General features: G+C 72.1%; 10 protein-coding genes and 2 pseudogenes. 6 read left to right on the top strand and 6 right to left on the bottom strand.

What is annotated here, in order from left to right; genetic code table 11:
• Positions 1 to 100 precede the first annotated feature (100 nt).
• Positions 101 to 1,321, top strand: coding sequence for a CaiB/BaiF CoA transferase family protein (locus I6A81_RS06010; RefSeq protein ID WP_203001259.1), 1,221 nt, complete (start codon positions 101 to 103; stop codon positions 1,319 to 1,321).
• Between the two features lie 118 nt (positions 1,322 to 1,439).
• Here I6A81_RS06010 and I6A81_RS06005 read toward each other — a convergent pair whose 3' ends face one another.
• Entirely contained in the window at positions 1,440 to 4,157 is a 2,718-nt protein-coding gene (locus I6A81_RS06005; protein ID WP_203001257.1) for an FHA domain-containing protein, read from the bottom strand.
• Between the two features lie 553 nt (positions 4,158 to 4,710).
• Between I6A81_RS06005 and I6A81_RS06000 the strand changes: the two genes are divergently transcribed.
• Together I6A81_RS06000 and I6A81_RS05995 are read left to right on the top strand one after the other, a co-directional pair.
• Positions 4,711 to 5,649 (top strand): acyl-CoA thioesterase, encoded by a 939-nt coding sequence (locus I6A81_RS06000; protein ID WP_238428529.1) that lies wholly within the window; start codon positions 4,711 to 4,713, stop codon positions 5,647 to 5,649.
• 283 nt (positions 5,650 to 5,932) lie between these two features.
• Complete coding sequence (locus I6A81_RS05995; RefSeq protein WP_203001253.1) at positions 5,933 to 6,751, top strand: enoyl-CoA hydratase; 819 nt, start codon at positions 5,933 to 5,935, stop codon at positions 6,749 to 6,751.
• A gap of 784 nt (positions 6,752 to 7,535) precedes the next feature.
• Here I6A81_RS05995 and I6A81_RS05990 read toward each other — a convergent pair.
• On the bottom strand, positions 7,536 to 8,330 hold the full coding sequence (locus I6A81_RS05990) for a VOC family protein (RefSeq protein ID WP_203001251.1): 795 nt from the start codon (positions 8,328 to 8,330) through the stop codon (positions 7,536 to 7,538).
• A gap of 385 nt (positions 8,331 to 8,715) precedes the next feature.
• A complete protein-coding gene (locus tag I6A81_RS05985) occupies positions 8,716 to 9,849 on the bottom strand; it encodes an epoxide hydrolase family protein (protein WP_203001249.1) in 1,134 nt (377 codons plus the stop codon).
• Between the two features lie 88 nt (positions 9,850 to 9,937).
• Here I6A81_RS05985 and I6A81_RS45445 point away from each other — a divergent pair.
• A pseudogene (locus I6A81_RS45445) lies at positions 9,938 to 10,215 on the top strand (helix-turn-helix transcriptional regulator); the annotation flags it as partial.
• Positions 10,216 to 10,545: 330 nt separating this feature from the next.
• On the opposite strand, the gene I6A81_RS05975 reads toward I6A81_RS45445, so the two are convergent.
• Complete coding sequence (locus tag I6A81_RS05975; RefSeq protein WP_203001247.1) at positions 10,546 to 11,142, bottom strand: DUF4333 domain-containing protein; 597 nt, start codon at positions 11,140 to 11,142, stop codon at positions 10,546 to 10,548.
• A 508-nt stretch (positions 11,143 to 11,650) separates the two neighbouring features.
• Here I6A81_RS05975 and I6A81_RS05970 point away from each other — a divergent pair.
• A complete protein-coding gene (locus I6A81_RS05970) occupies positions 11,651 to 13,681 on the top strand; it encodes a WD40 repeat domain-containing serine/threonine protein kinase (protein ID WP_203001245.1) in 2,031 nt (676 codons plus the stop codon).
• Positions 13,682 to 13,821: 140 nt separating this feature from the next.
• Entirely contained in the window at positions 13,822 to 14,658 is an 837-nt protein-coding gene (locus tag I6A81_RS05965; RefSeq protein ID WP_203001243.1) for a metallophosphoesterase family protein, read from the top strand.
• 111 nt (positions 14,659 to 14,769) lie between these two features.
• Here the strand turns inward: I6A81_RS05965 and I6A81_RS05960 are convergent, their stop codons facing one another.
• Positions 14,770 to 15,684 carry an enoyl-CoA hydratase/isomerase family protein gene (locus I6A81_RS05960; RefSeq protein WP_203001241.1) on the bottom strand — a complete coding sequence of 305 codons (915 nt, stop codon included), beginning with the start codon at positions 15,682 to 15,684 and terminating at the stop codon, positions 14,770 to 14,772.
• A gap of 70 nt (positions 15,685 to 15,754) precedes the next feature.
• Positions 15,755 to 15,896, bottom strand: a pseudogene (locus I6A81_RS46090) (enoyl-CoA hydratase/isomerase family protein); the annotation flags it as partial.

Raw genomic sequence — 15,896 nt, 5'->3', positions numbered from 1 at the left:
GATGATATTTAATGAGCGGTCACTTATCTGAGGAACGGGTGTCGCCCACGGCGGCGGGGCGGCCGGCGGGCTGGCGGGACGAGCGGACGAGGGGGTGGGCGTGGCCGAGGCCGGGCCGTTGGCCGGGGTGCGGGTGGTGGAGGTGGCCACGCACGTGTTCGTGCCGATGGCGAGCGCCGTGCTCGCCGAGTGGGGCGCGACGGTGGTCAAGGTCGAGCATCCGGTGACCGGGGACCCCTACCGGGCGCTGACGACGGTGGGGCTGCACAACGTCTACCGGGGGGTCGACCCGTTCTTCCAGTCCGCGAACCGGGGGAAGCGGTCGGTCGGGATCGACCTCGCGCACCCGGACGGGCGCGCGCTGCTCGGGCGGCTGCTGGGGGCCGCGGACGTGTTCGTGACGAGCCTGCGGGCGGACGCGCGCCGCAAGCTACGGATCGACGTCGCCGACGTGCGCGTCGACGCGCCGTCGGTGATCTACGTCCGCGGCACCGCGTTCGGCGCCCGCGGGCCGGACGCGAACCGCGGTGGCTACGACACGGGCGCCTACTGGGCGCGCAGCGGGATGCAGCACCTGCACACGCCGGCGGGGCAGTGGCCGGGGCCGCCACGGCCCGCCTTCGGCGACGTCGTCGCGGGCCTGGCCCTGGCCGGCGCGGTCAGCACGGCGCTCTACCGGCGCGCGGCCACGGGCGAGCCGTCGGTCATCGACTCGTCGCTGCTGGCGGCGGGGCTGTGGCAGGTGCAGCCGGACGTCGTCAACGCCCGGCTGGACGCCGAGGGCCACACAGGTGCCCGGACCGACCGGCACGCGGCGTGGAACCCGCTGATGCTCACCTACCGGACGGCCGACGACCGGTTCGTCGCGCTGATGATGCTCTCCCCGGACCGGTACTGGCCCGACCTGTGCGTCGCCCTCGGGTGTCCCGAGCTCGCCGAGGACCCGCGGTTCGTGGACCTGGACGCCCGCCGCCGCAACGCGGCGGCCTGCGTCGACGCGCTCGACGCCGTCTTCGCCACCCGGACGCTCGCGCGGTGGAGTGAAGCCCTGGCGTCGTTCGCGGGCGAGTGGGCGCCGGTGCAGACGCCGCGTGAGGCGCACGACGACCCGCAGGTCGTCGCCAACGGCTACGTCGCCGACGTCGAGATGGGCGCCGGGTTCGGCCTGCCGATGGTCACCGCGCCGGCCCAGTTCGACGGCCGGCCGAGCCGGCCGGCCCGGGCGCCCGAGCACGGCGAGCACACCGAGGACGTCCTGCTGGAGCTGGGCCTGACCTGGCCGGAGATCACCGACCTGAAGGAGCGCGGCGCGGTCCTGTAACGGCGCGGTCGTACGGCCGTGCGGTCGTAAGGCGGCGTGGTCGGGTAGCCGCGCGGTCCTCTTCGACGGTTCAGCCGCTCAGCCGCTCAGCCGCTCGGCCGCTCGGCGGCTCGGCCGCTCAGCCCTTGCGCCGGCCGCGGCTGGCCCGCGGGTCCAGCCGGCGCAGCAGCAGGGCCGTCGCGATCAGGCTGACCGTGGCGATGACCGCCAACCCGATGAGGCCGCCGGCGTAGGCGCTCGCGGTGTGCTCCCACATCGGGTCGGGCGGGAACTTCGGGTTGGCCTGACTGCCGTTCATCTGGATCACGTTGATGTCGCCGACCGCCGCCGCCGAGGCGTAGCCCCACCGGCCGGGGAACAGCCAGGCGAGCTGTTCGAGCCCCTTCTCCCCGGCAATCGGCATCAGTGCGCCGGTGAACACCAGGTTCGCGACCGTCAGCACGACCAGCGGCGGCATGGTCTTGTCGGCGTTGTCGACCACCGAGGAGACGATCAGACCCACCATCGCGGCGGCGACCGCCGTCGCTGCCACCGCGAGCACCATCTCCAGGGGCGCGCCGAACAGCACCCCGTCGGGTGGCCAGCGGCCCCACAGGCCGATGGTCGCCAGGACCGCGCCCTGCAGCGCGGTGATCAGCGACAGGACGACGACCTTCGAGCCGACGTAGGCGATGACGGACAGGCCGATCGAGCGTTCGCGGCGGTAGATCTCCCGTTCCTTGACCAGCTCGCGCACCGCGTTGGACATCCCCATGAAGCAGGCCATGAGGATCACCACGAGCAGCGCGCGCGACGCGTCCAGGTTCGGCTGCCCGTTCGGCGGCAGGTTGAACTTGTCGGACGTCTTGATCGTCAGCGGGATAAGCCCGAGCACGAACGGGTAGGCGATGAGCAGCCGCAGATAGGACTTGTCGGAGACGATGACCCGCAGGTAGCGGCGGCTCAGGGTGACCAGCTGCGACAGCACCGACTGCTGCCGGATCCTGGCCAGCGGCGCCGGCTGCGGCCGCGCCATCGGCGCCGAGCCCTTGATGAAGTACGGCGAGCTCCGGAACCGGCTGGCGAGCCTCTTCGCGCCCTTCGTCGTCTGCAGGACGCGGAAGGCGTCGGCCCAGTCGGCCTCGTCGAAGAACTCCAGCGCGTGCTGCGGCGGGCCGAAATAGGCCACATGCCCGCCCTTGGCGAGCACCAGCAGGTAGTCGCACAGGTTGAGCTGGGCGACGCTGTGGGTGACGACGATGACGGTCCGGCCGCCGTCGGCGAGCCGCCGCAGCGACTCCATGACCTCCTTGTCCAGGCCCGGGTCGAGGCCGGAGGTCGGCTCGTCCAGGTAGAGCAGCGTCGGCTGGGTGAGCAGCTCGAGGGCGACGCTGGTGCGCTTGCGCTGCCCGCCGGACAGCCGGGCCACCTGCCGGTCGGACAGGTCGCCGCCGCTCGGCGCGCCCGGCTCCTCGTCCTCGTCGACGAACCGCAGCTCGTTCGAGTCCGCGCCAGCGGCCATGGCCCGGCCGTTCGGCCGGCCGCCGGTGCCGGGCCGGTTGGTCAGGCTCAGCTCGACGAGCACCTCGTTGACGCGGTTGCGCCGCTCCTCGAGGGTCGTCTCGGCCGGGAAGCGCAGCTTGGAGCCGTACTCGAGCGCCTGGCGGACGGTGAGCGCGGTGTGCAGGATGTCGTCCTGCGGCACATAGCCGATCCGGCGGCGCAGCTCGTCGTACTCCGCGTACAGGTCCCGGCCGGCATAGCGCACGGTCCCGATGTTCGCCGGCCGGAAGCCGGTGAGCGCCCCGAGCAGCGTCGACTTGCCGGCGCCGCTCGGGCCGATCACCGCCAGCAGTGCCCGCCCCGGCAGCGAGAACGTCACGTCGTGCAGCAGCCGGGCGGTGCCGATGTCCACGGACAGCCCGTCCACCTCGAACGAGACGTCCCCGGTGTCCACCCGCTCGACGAGGGCCTGCTCGGTCACGTTGAAGACGTGGTGACCGATCGCGATCACGTCGCCGGGGTTGAGGACGGCCCGGTCGATGCGCTGGCCGTTGAGGAACGTGCCGTTCGGGGACCCCAGGTCGACGATCTCGGCGCCGCCGCGGCCGAGGAGCAGCTCCGCGTGCTCCCGGGACGCCAGCAGGTCACCCACGACGATGTCGTTCGAGCGTGCCCGCCCGATCGACATCCGGCCCATCTTCAGCGGGTGGGTGCGGACCGGGTCACGCTGGCCCGCCCGCTGTTCCCGCTCGCCGGGCGGCAGCATCGGGCCCGTGGGCTCCCGGCCGCCCGGGATCATCGTGGGCCGCTCGTGGTGGCCGCCGGTCGGCGGGCCGGCCGGGTTGTCGAAGTGCCAGCTCGGCCGGTCGTCGGGGTCCTGCTGGGGCCGGCCGGCGGGAGCGGCCTGCCGGCCCGGTGCCGCCGGGCTGGCAGGCGACCCGTGCGGTGGCGCGCCGGGCGCGGGGCTGTCGGAGACGCGCTGCGGCGACGGGCCACCCGCCCGGGCGGCGGGCGCCGCCTGCGCCGGCCGGTCGACCACGCCCAGGTCCGTCGGTGTGGTCGGTGCCCCCGGTGTCAGGGCCACCACGACCTCGGGGCCATCCACCGCGCCGAGCTGGAGGCGTGTCTCCTGACGGACCCGCACCCGGTGCATCCGCCGGCCCGCGGTCCAGGTCCCGTTGCTGCTGATGTCGACGACGGCCCAGCCGTCCTCGACCGGCTCGACCAGCAGGTGCCGTCGCGACACCCGGCCGTCGGGAATGACCAGGTCGCACGCCACCGCGCGGCCGACGACGAACGGCCGTCCGGCGGGGACCTCGACGGAGCGCCCGCCGACGTTGATGGTCAGGCTCATGGATTCAGGAGGCCGAGAAGCGGGTACGCCGTCCTGGCGCCCGGCGGCTCCCGCCGACGGGCAATCCACAATTGTTCGGCATCGCTGGTTCCCCCCGCTTTCCCACCGTCGGCCCGCGCCGATCTGGCCCCTATGCTGGCGCGTCGCGAGGGCGAACACCATCCCTTTCAGGGTTTTCCCTGACCTGTCATACGTGCGACACGCCGGTTACACGCCCCGCGCGCCCGCCGGTGTCCGGAAACGGGGCGCGCGGCCCTCACGGACGCGTGGGGGAGTGGGGGGAGCGGAGGAGCGGGCGTGCGCGCCCGAGCTCCCCGGCCCCCAGATGGTCCGCGTCGGGGGCCTCGGCGCCGACGCCGGTCGCACCGTGCTCGCCTGGCGGCACCGGACCGTCGCGGGTGGCACCTCGGCGATCGTCCGTAACCAGATCGCCGAGCGCGTCCTCGGCCTACCCCGTGACCCGACGCTGAACAGCCCGGCGGCCGCGCGGGCGGATGACGACCGGGTCACAATAACCAAAACGTCTGGATATTAAATGCTAACGTCGGGCCCCATGTCCGAGGTGACTGTGGATCCCGGGCGCGCCGAGATGGCCGGGCGCGCCGAGCCGGCGGTGACCGATCCCGCGCCGGCGGGCGCGAGGCTGGGCGGCACGGAGCCGGACGGCACCGATCAGGACGAGGCCGGGCAGCGCCTTGCCGACCAGCGGTGGCTCGGCCTCGAGGTGGGCGACGCCGAGGAGGCGGGCCCCGGGCCCGCGGTGACGCGGGCCAGCGTCGTGATGGCGGAGCGCCATCTCACCCAGTTGCAACGCATGTACGGCGGCACCGGGCTCTCGCTGGTCGGGGCGCTCGTCGAGGCGGCGACCGGGCGGTCGCTGCGCTGGGCGACCGCGCAGTTCGTGGGCTCGCCGAGGCGCGGCGAGCGCCTGGACCTGGTCGCCGAGGTGCTGGCGGCGGGCCGGCGCACGTCGCAGGTCCGGGTCACCGGCTCGGTCGACGGCCGGGTCGTGCTCGCCGGGCTGGGGGCGTCCGGCGACGTGAATCCCGCGATCCCGGACGGGACCGTGCCGGGCATGCCCGTCGTGCCGGCGCCCGAGGAATGCCGGCCGAGCGTGCTGCCCATTCCGCCGGGTGTCGCGCCCGGGTTCTTCGGTATGGTGGAGATGCGCGAGTTCAGCAAGGGGCCGCGGCTGCGTTTCTGGATGCGTTTTCCCGGACGTCCGGCGACCCGTCCCGCGATTCTTCCGATGGTGGCGGACTCCGTGCCGACGATGGTGATGGCCGCTCTCGGGCAGCGCGGTTCCGGGTCGAGCCTCGACAACACGATCCGGGTCGGCTCGGCGCCCGACAGCGAATGGGTACTCGTCGACGGCACCCCCGAGCAGGCGTCCGGCGGCTACGGCTACGGCTCGGTGCGGCTCTGGTCCCCGGACGGCTCGCTCGCCGGGGTCGGAAGCCAGACGGCCGCGCTGTGGTTCCGCCGCGACTGAGCCCTGGCGGTGCCGCTCGGCCCGGGTCGGCGCGCAAGGCGCGGGCGGCCGGGCGAAGGCGCCGTCGCCGTCGATGATCGAGTCATCGACGACTGAATCGCCGATGACCATGCCGCGGACGATGCCGCCCCCGGAGGGCTGGCCCCCGGCCAGCCTGGTTATTAACATCTAGATATCTCGGCCGTCATGAGCCGCCCGGCCCGGCGGCGCGTCAGGCAGTCGCCTGGCGGGGCGCCGGATCGGACGCGGTCGGCGCGGCCCCGCACGGTTCGAGGAGATCTTTGTGATCACAAGCTTCATCGGGTACGAGGTCAGCGAGCGGATCGCGACGATCACGCTCAACCGGCCGGAGGCGGCCAACGCCCAGACCTCCGCACTGCTCGACGACCTGGACGAGGCCTGGCGGCGGGCCGCGGACGACCCGGAGGTCCGGGTCATCATCCTGCGGGCCAACGGCAAGCACTTCTCCGCCGGCCACGACATCAAGGGCGTCGGCCCGCGGGCCGCCAGCAACGGAAACGGCGCGGGGCCGAAGTGGACCCTCGGTGGGATCTACGAGACCGAGGCGAAGCGGTTCCTGGAGTACACGCTGCGCTGGCGCAACATCCCCAAGCCGTCGATCGCGGCCGTGCAGGGTGTGTGCATCTCCGGTGGCCTGCTGCTGGCCTGGCCGTGCGACCTGATCGTCGCGGCCGACAACGCGAAGTTCTCCGACCCGGTGGTGATGATGGGCATCGGGGGTGTCGAGTACCACGGCCACACCTGGGAGATGGGCCCCCGCAAGGCCAAGGAGATCCTGTTCACCGGTCGCGCGATGACCGCTGAGGAGGCCGCGCAGGTCGGCATGGTCAACCGGGTCGTCCCGCTCGACGAGCTGCGCCCGGCTGTGCGCGAGCTCGCCACCCAGATCGCCCAGATGCACCCGTTCGCGCTGCGCCAGGCCAAGCGCGCGGTCAACCAGACCCTCGACGTCCAGGGTTTCTACGCGGCCATCCAGTCGGTCTTCGACATCCACCAGACCGGCCACGGCCACGCCCTGTCCGAGTCCGGCCTGCCCATCCTCACCCTCCTCGACGACATGAAGACCGCCATCAAGAAGTAGCCGAACCTGCGCGGCGCTGAGCCGGGCCGACGGTCGCGTGTTCGCGGGAGCCGGCGGGCCGGCGTCCCCTGACGGGTTCGTCCGGCCGTGGCCATCACGCTGGCTCCGCGCTGCCGGCTCCGCGCGATCATCGGGCCGGTCAGCGCTGCCGCTGGCCGGTCGCTGCCCCCGGCGGGTCGCTCCGCGGGCCGCCCGGGGCGCCGCCGGTGGAGATCAGACCGGGAACGGATGTCGTCACCGCCGCGGCCGCCAGGCGCATCCCGAGGGTGGCCGTGCCCTTCGGGTCGGTGTGCCGCGCGCAGCGGAACGCGGAGATCGTTTCGCCGGCAGGGCTCGCCGGGCGGTACCGACAGCGGCGGGCCGGGCAGGCACGACGCTCGCCGCACCCGGATCCGCGAGCCGGTGGGCCGGCCGCGGGACCGGCGGGCTTGCCAGGGCCCCTGACCATCCTTAAAAGCAACCCTGATCCGCGCCAGCCACCATCGTCTGATCCACCCTTGAGGGTCGCATTTCTTGCAGTTCGGCAGACGAGCGCACAAGCCGTCACCCGCTCGGGTCAACTGACGACCGCTGTCAAGCATCGGGTGGGATCGAGATGTCAAGCATCCGGGATCGGACAACCTGCCCGTTCACTGACTGGCGGATTGCTCGATCTGAGATCCAGCGACGCTGGCCAGGAGTTTGGCGTTGCGCAGCCCTGGCGACGCGGGGTTACGAAGGTGCGGGTGCGGGTGCGGGTGCGGGCGCGGGTGCGGGCGCGGCGATGCGGGGGCGGCATGGGCACTCAGCTCGGCTCGTGGTCCTCGCCGTCCGGGCTGGCGATCACGACGGTGTAGCCGTCCGGATCCTTCAGCCAGATCTCGCGGTGCGCCGGGCCGTTGCCCTCGCCGCTGAGCGGGTTGCGCATGGGCGGGTGCACCACCGCCGCGCCGAGCCGCCCGGCCCGTTCGACGGCGCCCTCGAAGTCGGCGACGTCACCGAACCACAGCACCGCGCCGTTGCCGAACGGCTGGTCCGGCTCGGCGAGCTGGCCGTGGCCGTGGTCGACGTCCCAGCGGTGCAGTTGCAGGACGAGGATGCCGTCGGCCGTGACGAGCCGCTCATAGTCCTTGCCGCCGTGGTCGGAGCGCAGTCCGAGCAACTCCTGGTACCAGCGGCTGGACGCCTCGACGTCACGCGCGACGACCAGCGGCTGCGGCCGCGGCGACCCGGCCGGCACCGCGATGCCCAGCCGGTTGCCGGCCGGGTCACTGACCTGGACGAGGTAGCGGACGCCGCCCTGCCGCCGCGGCTGCCCGAGTACCCGGCCGCCACGCAGCTCGACCAGGCGCAGCGCCCTATAGAGGTCGTCGGCCATGAGCCACAGCAACGGCCCGCCGGGTCCGACCGGTAGCTCAGTGGTCAGCTGGCCGATGAGACCCGGCGCGCGGAAGCCGACCGCGCTCGCGCCCTGGCCAGGCTCGTCGACCTCCCAGCCGAACACGTCCCGGTAGAACGCGGCGGCGGCGGACAGGTCGACCGCCGGAATCCACAGAAAACCGACCGGGCTTCCCGCCCCGGATGCCGTCGCGCCACTCATGCCACGCCTTCCCGTCCGCCCCAACCGCGGGAACAAGTGTCCAGCACGCCGATCGTGGGCCGCGATGCGGGCGGGCGTCCGGGTGGCCGGTGATCAGGGCGCCAGGCGGCTTCTCAGCGTTCGTGGCCGTGCCCCTGAGCGGCTCCACCTGCAGTGTGCTGCGCGGTCCGCGATCCACGCGTCGACTCGACTGAACGTCCGACGGTGGTGAACCCACAGGTCACAGCCGTCTGCACGAAGTCACAAATGTAGCCCTTGACCAGGCGAGAGGGCTGCGTTTGTTGCAATCTCGCAGACGAACGCTGCTGTACTCCGTCGACGAGGTTCGCCGCGGACAGCTGGCCACCTTCGCTGTTGGCGAGGCGGCGCGGCCGGCCTGTGGCGGTCAGCGGACCTTGGCGAAGAACGCGCGGATGTCAGCGGCGAGATGATCCGGTTGGTCCATGGCGATGAAGTGGTGGCCGGCCGGATTGTTCTCCGGCCAGTGAAGGATGATGTTGTGGCGTTCGGCGAGCCGGCGGATGCCTGGCGGTCCGCTGTAGACGCCGGTCGGCGCGGCGGTCTGTCCTTCCGGCCAGCCGAAGCCGGTGCTGTCGTAGTACGGCCAGGCCGACGTTCCGAACGTTCCGGTGAACCAGTAGAGACTCACGTTGGTCAGGAACAGGTCCCGATCGATCACCTGCTCCAGCGGCCGGCCTGAGGCGTTGAACTCGTGGAACTTCTGGGTCATCCAGGCCAGTGCCGCGACTGGTGAGTCGTGCCATCCGTACGTGAAGGTCTGCGGCGCCGCGCGCAACAACGCGTGATGGTCGACACCGTTCATCCAGTCCTGTTCCATCAGCCGGGTATAGGCCGCCCGCTCAGCTTCGGTCATCTCCGGAAGATCCTTCTCGATGGGGAAGCCGAGACCGCCAACGACGTAGACGCCCACAACATGGTCCGGCGCCACCTTGGCCATCTCCGGGGCGACGTAGGCTCCGAAATCGCCGCCCTGCGCGCCGTACCGCTCGTAGCCGAGTCGGCGCATCAGCTTCGCCCCGATCCGCGCCACACGCGCCGCGGTCCATCCGGTCCCACCCGGCGGCGCGGAGAACCCGAAGCCCGGCACGGACGGCACGACGACGTGAAATGCCTCGGCAGGGTCACCTCCATGCGCGCGAGGACTGGTGAGACGGCCGATGAGATCGCCGAACTCCACGAACGAGTTCGGCCAGCCGTGCACGAGGATGAGCGGCAGAGCGCCGGGCTCGACCGAGCGGACGTGCAGGAAATGGATGTCCTGGCCGTCGATCTCGGTCATGAACTGCGGAAACGCGTTCAATCGCGCCTCGTGTCGGCGCCAGTCGTACATATTGCGCCAGTAGCCGGCAAGTTCTTGGAGGTAGGCGACGGGGACGCCGAGGCTCCATCCCTCGCCGGGCAGCTGCCGGGGCCACCTGGCGCGGTCCAGCCGGTCGTTCAGGTCGTCCAGGTCGGCAGCGGCGATCTCCATCTGGAATGGGCGGATCTCGGTGCTCATGTCTCTCCCGATTCGTCGCGATGACAGGATCGACGGTAGGGGTCATCTAGGTCGGTTTCTGTCCTATATGGCCAGGCATGCTGGGGCCATGAGTGACAGGTCCGCACGGTTGCTCGGTCTGCTGTCCCTGCCGCAAGCTCGCCGCGACTGGCCTGGGGCTGAACGGCCGAGCGTCTCGGGGTCAGCCCTCGGACCGTCCGCCGCGATATCGATCGCCTGCGCGAACTGGGATATCTGCCGCGGGCGACGATGGGCGCGGCGGGCGGCTACCGGCTTGCCGCGGGCGCGGCCATGCCGCCGCTGTTGCTGGACGACGAGGAGGCGGTCGCCGTCGCCGTGGGCCTGCGCACCGCGTCCGCGCCTGCTGGCGCTCGTCCGCCTTCGCGACCAGGCGCTGTAGCTCCAGCCGTGCGTTCCCTCGAAGCCTGCCTAGCGCGATCTCAATGACGGTCCAAGGAACCTCGAAGTCCGCGCGCCAGTCGTACCCTCACCGATCCACAGTTCGCCGGAATAGGCGTCGAGGCCGATGCCGATGGTGACGACGGAGGACGGGACGAACGACGGGGGTGGCGTCGTCCTGCGCGCCGGCTCGCGCTCGGGCGGACCTGGCCGGCCTGTGCGCGCCGACCAGGTCCCGACCGAAGGGCATCGCGACCGCATTTGGGTGGCTGATGCGATTACCGACCGGCTGCCCGGCTAACCGATGGGCGTGGCCGACATGTTGAAGGTGGCGGCGCCGTCGGCCACGCTGACCACGGTCACATCAACGTCGTAGGAATTTCCGGTCGCCCGGATCGACGCGTTGCAGCGCATCTCGGCGCCGACCTCGGCGGCGAGGTCGCCGGGGCAGTCGGCGGAGAACTGCTCGCCGCTCTTGCGGGTGAACTCCTCCACGATCCGATTCTCGAGGTCGCTTTCGCTCACCGTCGTCGGGCCGCCGTTTCCGGTTACCGGTTCCGAGCCGGTGCCTTCGGCCACCGGCTCCGGGCTGGTGTATTCCGTCGCCGGCGCCGGGCCGCCGCTCGCGGCACCCGGCCCGGGCGTGGCGCTACCGTCCGCGGGCGTCGTGCCGGCGGCCGTCTGGCTCACCTGAGCCGCGGGCTCGTTGGCATCGTCGTCGGCCGAGCATCCGCTCACCGCGATCACGACGCTCACCGCCGTCGCGGCGACCGCCGCGCCGACCCGCCGCGTCCGCCCTGGCGATGGCCGCCGGTGGTCGCCGCGCGCCGGGTGACAGCCGGCGTCGAGCGCCGTATGCCGGCGTTCACCGGTCACATCGATGGTGGACGACATGCCTGGTTCCCTCCCCCAACGGCTAGGCAACGGCGACTCGCGCCCGACGCATACCGCGCGGAAGACCATCGAGATGATGGTGACCATCGACGGAACGTGCGACCCCGTGGCGCGGACCGTGCCAGGCCAGAGAATCTGACTATCTCGGCCAATCTACACACATCCGCGCAGGTCGGAAGCTGACCGACGGTGAGTCGGGCGGTCGACGGCCGCCTCGTCGCTGGGCAGAACCCCGCCTCGGCCCGTGGGGCCGCCGAACACGTCGTCAGACTCCTCGACGGGCGATAGGACGCACCGCCGAGATTCGGCCAGATCGCGGCGGGTCTGACCGGGCCGGTTCCCCTCCGGCGCGGTCGAGGGAGACGAGGCGGTCTCTGCCGGATGTGGCGGCGGGAGGGTGAGCTCGGTCGCGCCGTGCGCCGCTAGAATCCCGGATTAGGCGCAAACTGGGGGGAATCGGGATGCTGAACGGTGGTCGCCGTCGCCAGCGCGCACCAGCTTTCACCTCGTGATTTTCGACGAGGCGCGGGTGGCCGCGGCGCTGCCCGGTTACGAGCTGGGCGCCCAGCTGGGCCGGGGTGCGTTCGGGGTGGTGCTGGCTGGCCGGCACCGGGAGCTGCACCGCGACGTGGCCATCAAGGTTCTGTTCGCCCAGCTGGACGAGACCGCGACGACCAGCCTCGGCGAGGCGCGGCTGCTCGCCGCCCTGGACCATCCCCACATCGTCCGCGTCTATGACGCCGTAGTGGTCGAAGACCTGCAGTTGATCGTGATGGAGCTGCTGGGCGGCGGAACGCTGACCCGCCGCCGGGCGAGCCTGTCCCCGGAGGGGGCATGCGCGGTCGGGCTGGCGGTGGCCGCCGCGCTGGGCTGTGCCCATGCCCAGGGCGTCCTGCACCGCGACATCAAACCGGACAACATGCTGTTCGACGGCGCCGGGCTGCTGAAAGTCGCGGACTTCGGGATCGCGAAACTCGTGGAAGGGGCGGCGGCGGCCGCGAGCGCGGTTGTCGGCACCCCGCGATACATGGCCCCCGAACAGTTGGCCGCTGGCTGGCTGAGTCCGGCCACGGACCTGTACGCCGTGGGGATAATGCTGTACGAGCTGCTCGCCGGGAGGCCGCCGTTCGGTCCAGGGCTGTCCGCCCCGGCGCTCGCTCATCATCATCTGCATGTGGTCCCGCCACCGCCGGCCGGGGTGCCCGCCCCGCTGGCCGACGTGGTGATGCGTAGCCTCGCCAAGGATCCGGCCGCTCGCCAGCCGTCCGCCCACGTGTTCGCCCTGGACCTGGCCCGTGCCGCGGCCCAGGTGTTCGGCCCCGGCTGGACCGCCCGGGCCGGCATCCGGCTGCGGCTTGACGACGAGATCCGCGCGGCCGCCGACCAGCCGTTGGTCTCTACCTGGCCGGCCACGGCCAGCGGCGTGCGTCCTACCTTCTCGACAGGGGACCAGCCCCGAACCGGGGCCGGCGGCGGGAGGCCTGACGAGTCCGACCGTGGGCGCCCCCGGCCGCGGCGCCGGCGCCTGGTCTCCGCCGCCGTGGCGGTCCTGCTCGCCGTGACCGGCACCGTCGTGGCCGTCATCTCCACCCGCGGTGGGGATTCCACCCCCCACCTGTTGGGTTCTCCGCTGACCGTGCCGGCGGCCATGTGGTCGGTGGCCTTCTCCCCGGACGGGCACACCCTGGCCGGCGCCGACGGCGCCGGCACGATACGCCTGTGGGATGTGACCGACCTGGCCAGGCCCACCCGGCTCGCCGAACAGCCGGCTGCCTCCGTCGGCCAGGTGGAGGAGGTGGCGTTCTCGCCGGACAGTCGCACCCTGGCGAGTGCCGGTGGGAAGACGGTGCAGTTGTGGAACGTGACCGACCGGACCAGGCTCCGCCCATTGGGTGAGTCGCTAACCGGTGATTCCGACCCCATGTACGCCGTGGCGTACTCCCCGGATGGGAAACTGCTGGCCAGCGCCGGTGGCGAAGACGCGATGGTGCTGTGGGATGTCACCGACCGGACGGCCCCCCACCTGCTGGCCAGCGAACCCGGCTGGACGGCGTCGGTGGCCTTCTCCCCGCACGACGACATCCTGGCGAGCGGCTACAACCAGGCGGTGCAGCTGTGGGACATTTCCGACCGGACGGACATCCGGCCGCTGGGTGAGCCGCTGACCAGCCGCATCGGCTGGGTGTACGCGGTGGCGATCTCGCCGAATGGCCGAATCCTGGCGGGCGCCGGTGACGACGACAAGGTGCAGTTGTGGGATATCACCAACCCGTCCGCTCCCGTCAAGCGCGGTGAGCTGATCGGTCACACCAACGTCGTGGTCTCGCTGGCGTTCTCCCCGGACAACCACACACTGGCCAGCGCCAGCGACGATCACTCGGTGCGGCTGTGGGACGTGGCCGACCCGGCCAGGCCCCGGCCGATGGGCGAGCTGACCGGCCACACCGACCACGTGAGCTCGGTGGCGTTCTCGCCGGACGGCGACACCCTGGTCAGCGCCAGCGCCGACCGCACGGTGCGGCTGTGGGACCTGGGCTGAGCTGTGGGGCCTGGGCTGAGTCGTGGGGCCTGGGCTGAGCGGGCCTCCGCCGGCCGGCTGCCGCCGGGGGCTGCCAGGACACTCAGGGCAGGATCGCTCGACCTGACGCTCGGTGGGCGAGATTCAGGGATGATCGGGCCATGGTCCGAATCGCGGCAGTCGGAGATTTGCACGTCACCGCCGGGGCCGCGGCCCGCCTTCGGCCGGTATATGAGCGCGTGGTTGACGTCGCCGACGTTCTTCTGCTCGCTGGCGACCTGACCGAGGATGGCGGTACCAGTTCTGCCGAGGAGGTCTGCGAGCTGTTCGGTGGGCTGGACCTGCCAGTGGTCGCTGTTCTCGGTAACCACGACTACGACCGCGGCCATGAGGCGGCGTTCAGCGAGATGTTGACCGATGCGGGCGTGACCGTGCTGGAAGGGACGTCGACGGTCGTCGACACCGCCGCGGGACAGGTCGGGATCGCCGGCGTGAAGGGATTCGGCGGCGGTTTCGCCGGCTGTACGGCCGCCGTGCACGGTGAGCGGGAGATGAAGGCGTTCGCGGAGCACGCGGTGACGACGGCGCAGGTCTTGCGAGATGCGCTGAGTCAACTCGACAGTGACCTGCGGGTGGCGCTCCTGCACTACGCGCCGACCCGGGAAACCCTCGTGGGTGAGCCGCTGGAGCTGTACCCGTTCCTGGGCAGCTACCTGCTCGGCGCGGCGATCGACGGCGAGCAGGCGTTCGGGGCGGCGCCCCGGCCAGCGGGCGCCCAGGGAACCAGGACGCCCGGCGAACGGCCGGGGGGCGACCCTACGCGCGAGCTGGCCCCAGGCGGGCGTCGCCGGGTCGCGCTGGCCCTGCACGGCCACGCGCACTACGGGACCGAGGTGGGCGAGACGCCCGCCGGCACCGCGGTCCGCAACGTCGCGGCGCCGGTCATCAAAGCCCCGTTCGCCGTCTACCAGCTTCCAGAAGCGGTCCGCGTCGGCTGACGGCCACGAAGACGGTCAGGGCGTTTTCATGGAGCTTTCTGGGATCGGCGGTGACAGGCCGGGGTCCTCGGGCGGTGACGGGCCGGGGCCCTCGAAGATCCGCGAGGGAGCCTAGCGGCCCGTGTAGCTGGGCGGGCGGCGGGTGGTGAAGGCGGCGAGGCCCTCACGGAAGTCGGCGGTGCGGGAGCTGAGCTCCAGGGCCAGGGCCTCGTTCTCCAGGGCCTGGGCGAAGCTGTTCTCCAGGTTGCGGTTGATGCTCCGCTTGGCGAGGCCGATGGCGACGGTCGGGCCGGTGGCGAGCTGTTCGATGATCCCGGCGGCCAGGGCGTCCAGTTCCTCGGCGGGGGCGCTGGCGTGGATCAGTCCCCAGGCGGCGGCCTCGGCGCCGGTGAGCTTGCGCCCGAGCAGCAGCAGGTCGCGGGCGCGGGCGATGCCGACGAGGCGGGGGAGCAGCCAGGTGGCGCCGCTGTCGGGGGTGAAGCCGCGTTCGAGGAACGGCTCCCAGAAGCGCGCGTCGTCGGCGGCGACCGTGACGTCGGCGGCCAGCGCGAGCTGGAAGCCGAGCCCGGCGGCCCAGCCGCGCACGACGCAGACCACCGGCAGCTGGATCTCCATGAGGAGTTGGACGAGGCGGTGTGCCTGGACGGGCGTGCGCCGCTGCACGCTGCCGGGCCGCGGCTTGGTCCTGGGCTTCGGCGCCTCGGCGCCGTTCGCGCCGTCGTCCTTGGCGCCCGTGTTCGACGACACCCAGTTGGCGCCCGAGCAGAAGTGGCCGCCCGCGCCCTCGAGCACGACCGCCCGCAGCGTGTCGTCGGTGGAGGCGGCGTCGAGGGCGTCGACGAGGACGCCGACGGCGGCCATGTCGAGCGCGTTGCGGCGCGCCGGCTGGTTGAGGAGGATCCGCAGCACGCCGTCGCGCACGGTGATCTCGACGGGCCCCGCCGCCGTGGCCGGCTCTGCTGCCGCCTGCTCTGCCGTTGCCGGCTCCGCGGTGGTCGCGGTATCGGCCGCCTCGCTCGTAGACATCTAGATGTTTACTTTCTGCTGCTGGGCCGGGACCGGAGGGCGGCCCGCGCGGGGGCGGGCCGGCCGCCGGTCACGGCTCGGGGATCTCGAAGTGCAGGTCGCGCAGCTCGAACGCCCGCTTGACGCCGTGTTGGGCGCGGGTCTTGACGAAGTTGTACTCGCCGTCTTCGAAGCTGAGGTTGGTGCCGTAGGCGTGGAAGAGGTAGCTGAGT

The organism is Frankia nepalensis (genome assembly GCF_016786325.1).
Classification (GTDB): Bacteria; Actinomycetota; Actinomycetes; order Frankiales; family Frankiaceae; genus Pseudofrankia; species Pseudofrankia nepalensis.
This window is presented reverse-complemented; position numbering and strand designations above follow the sequence as displayed.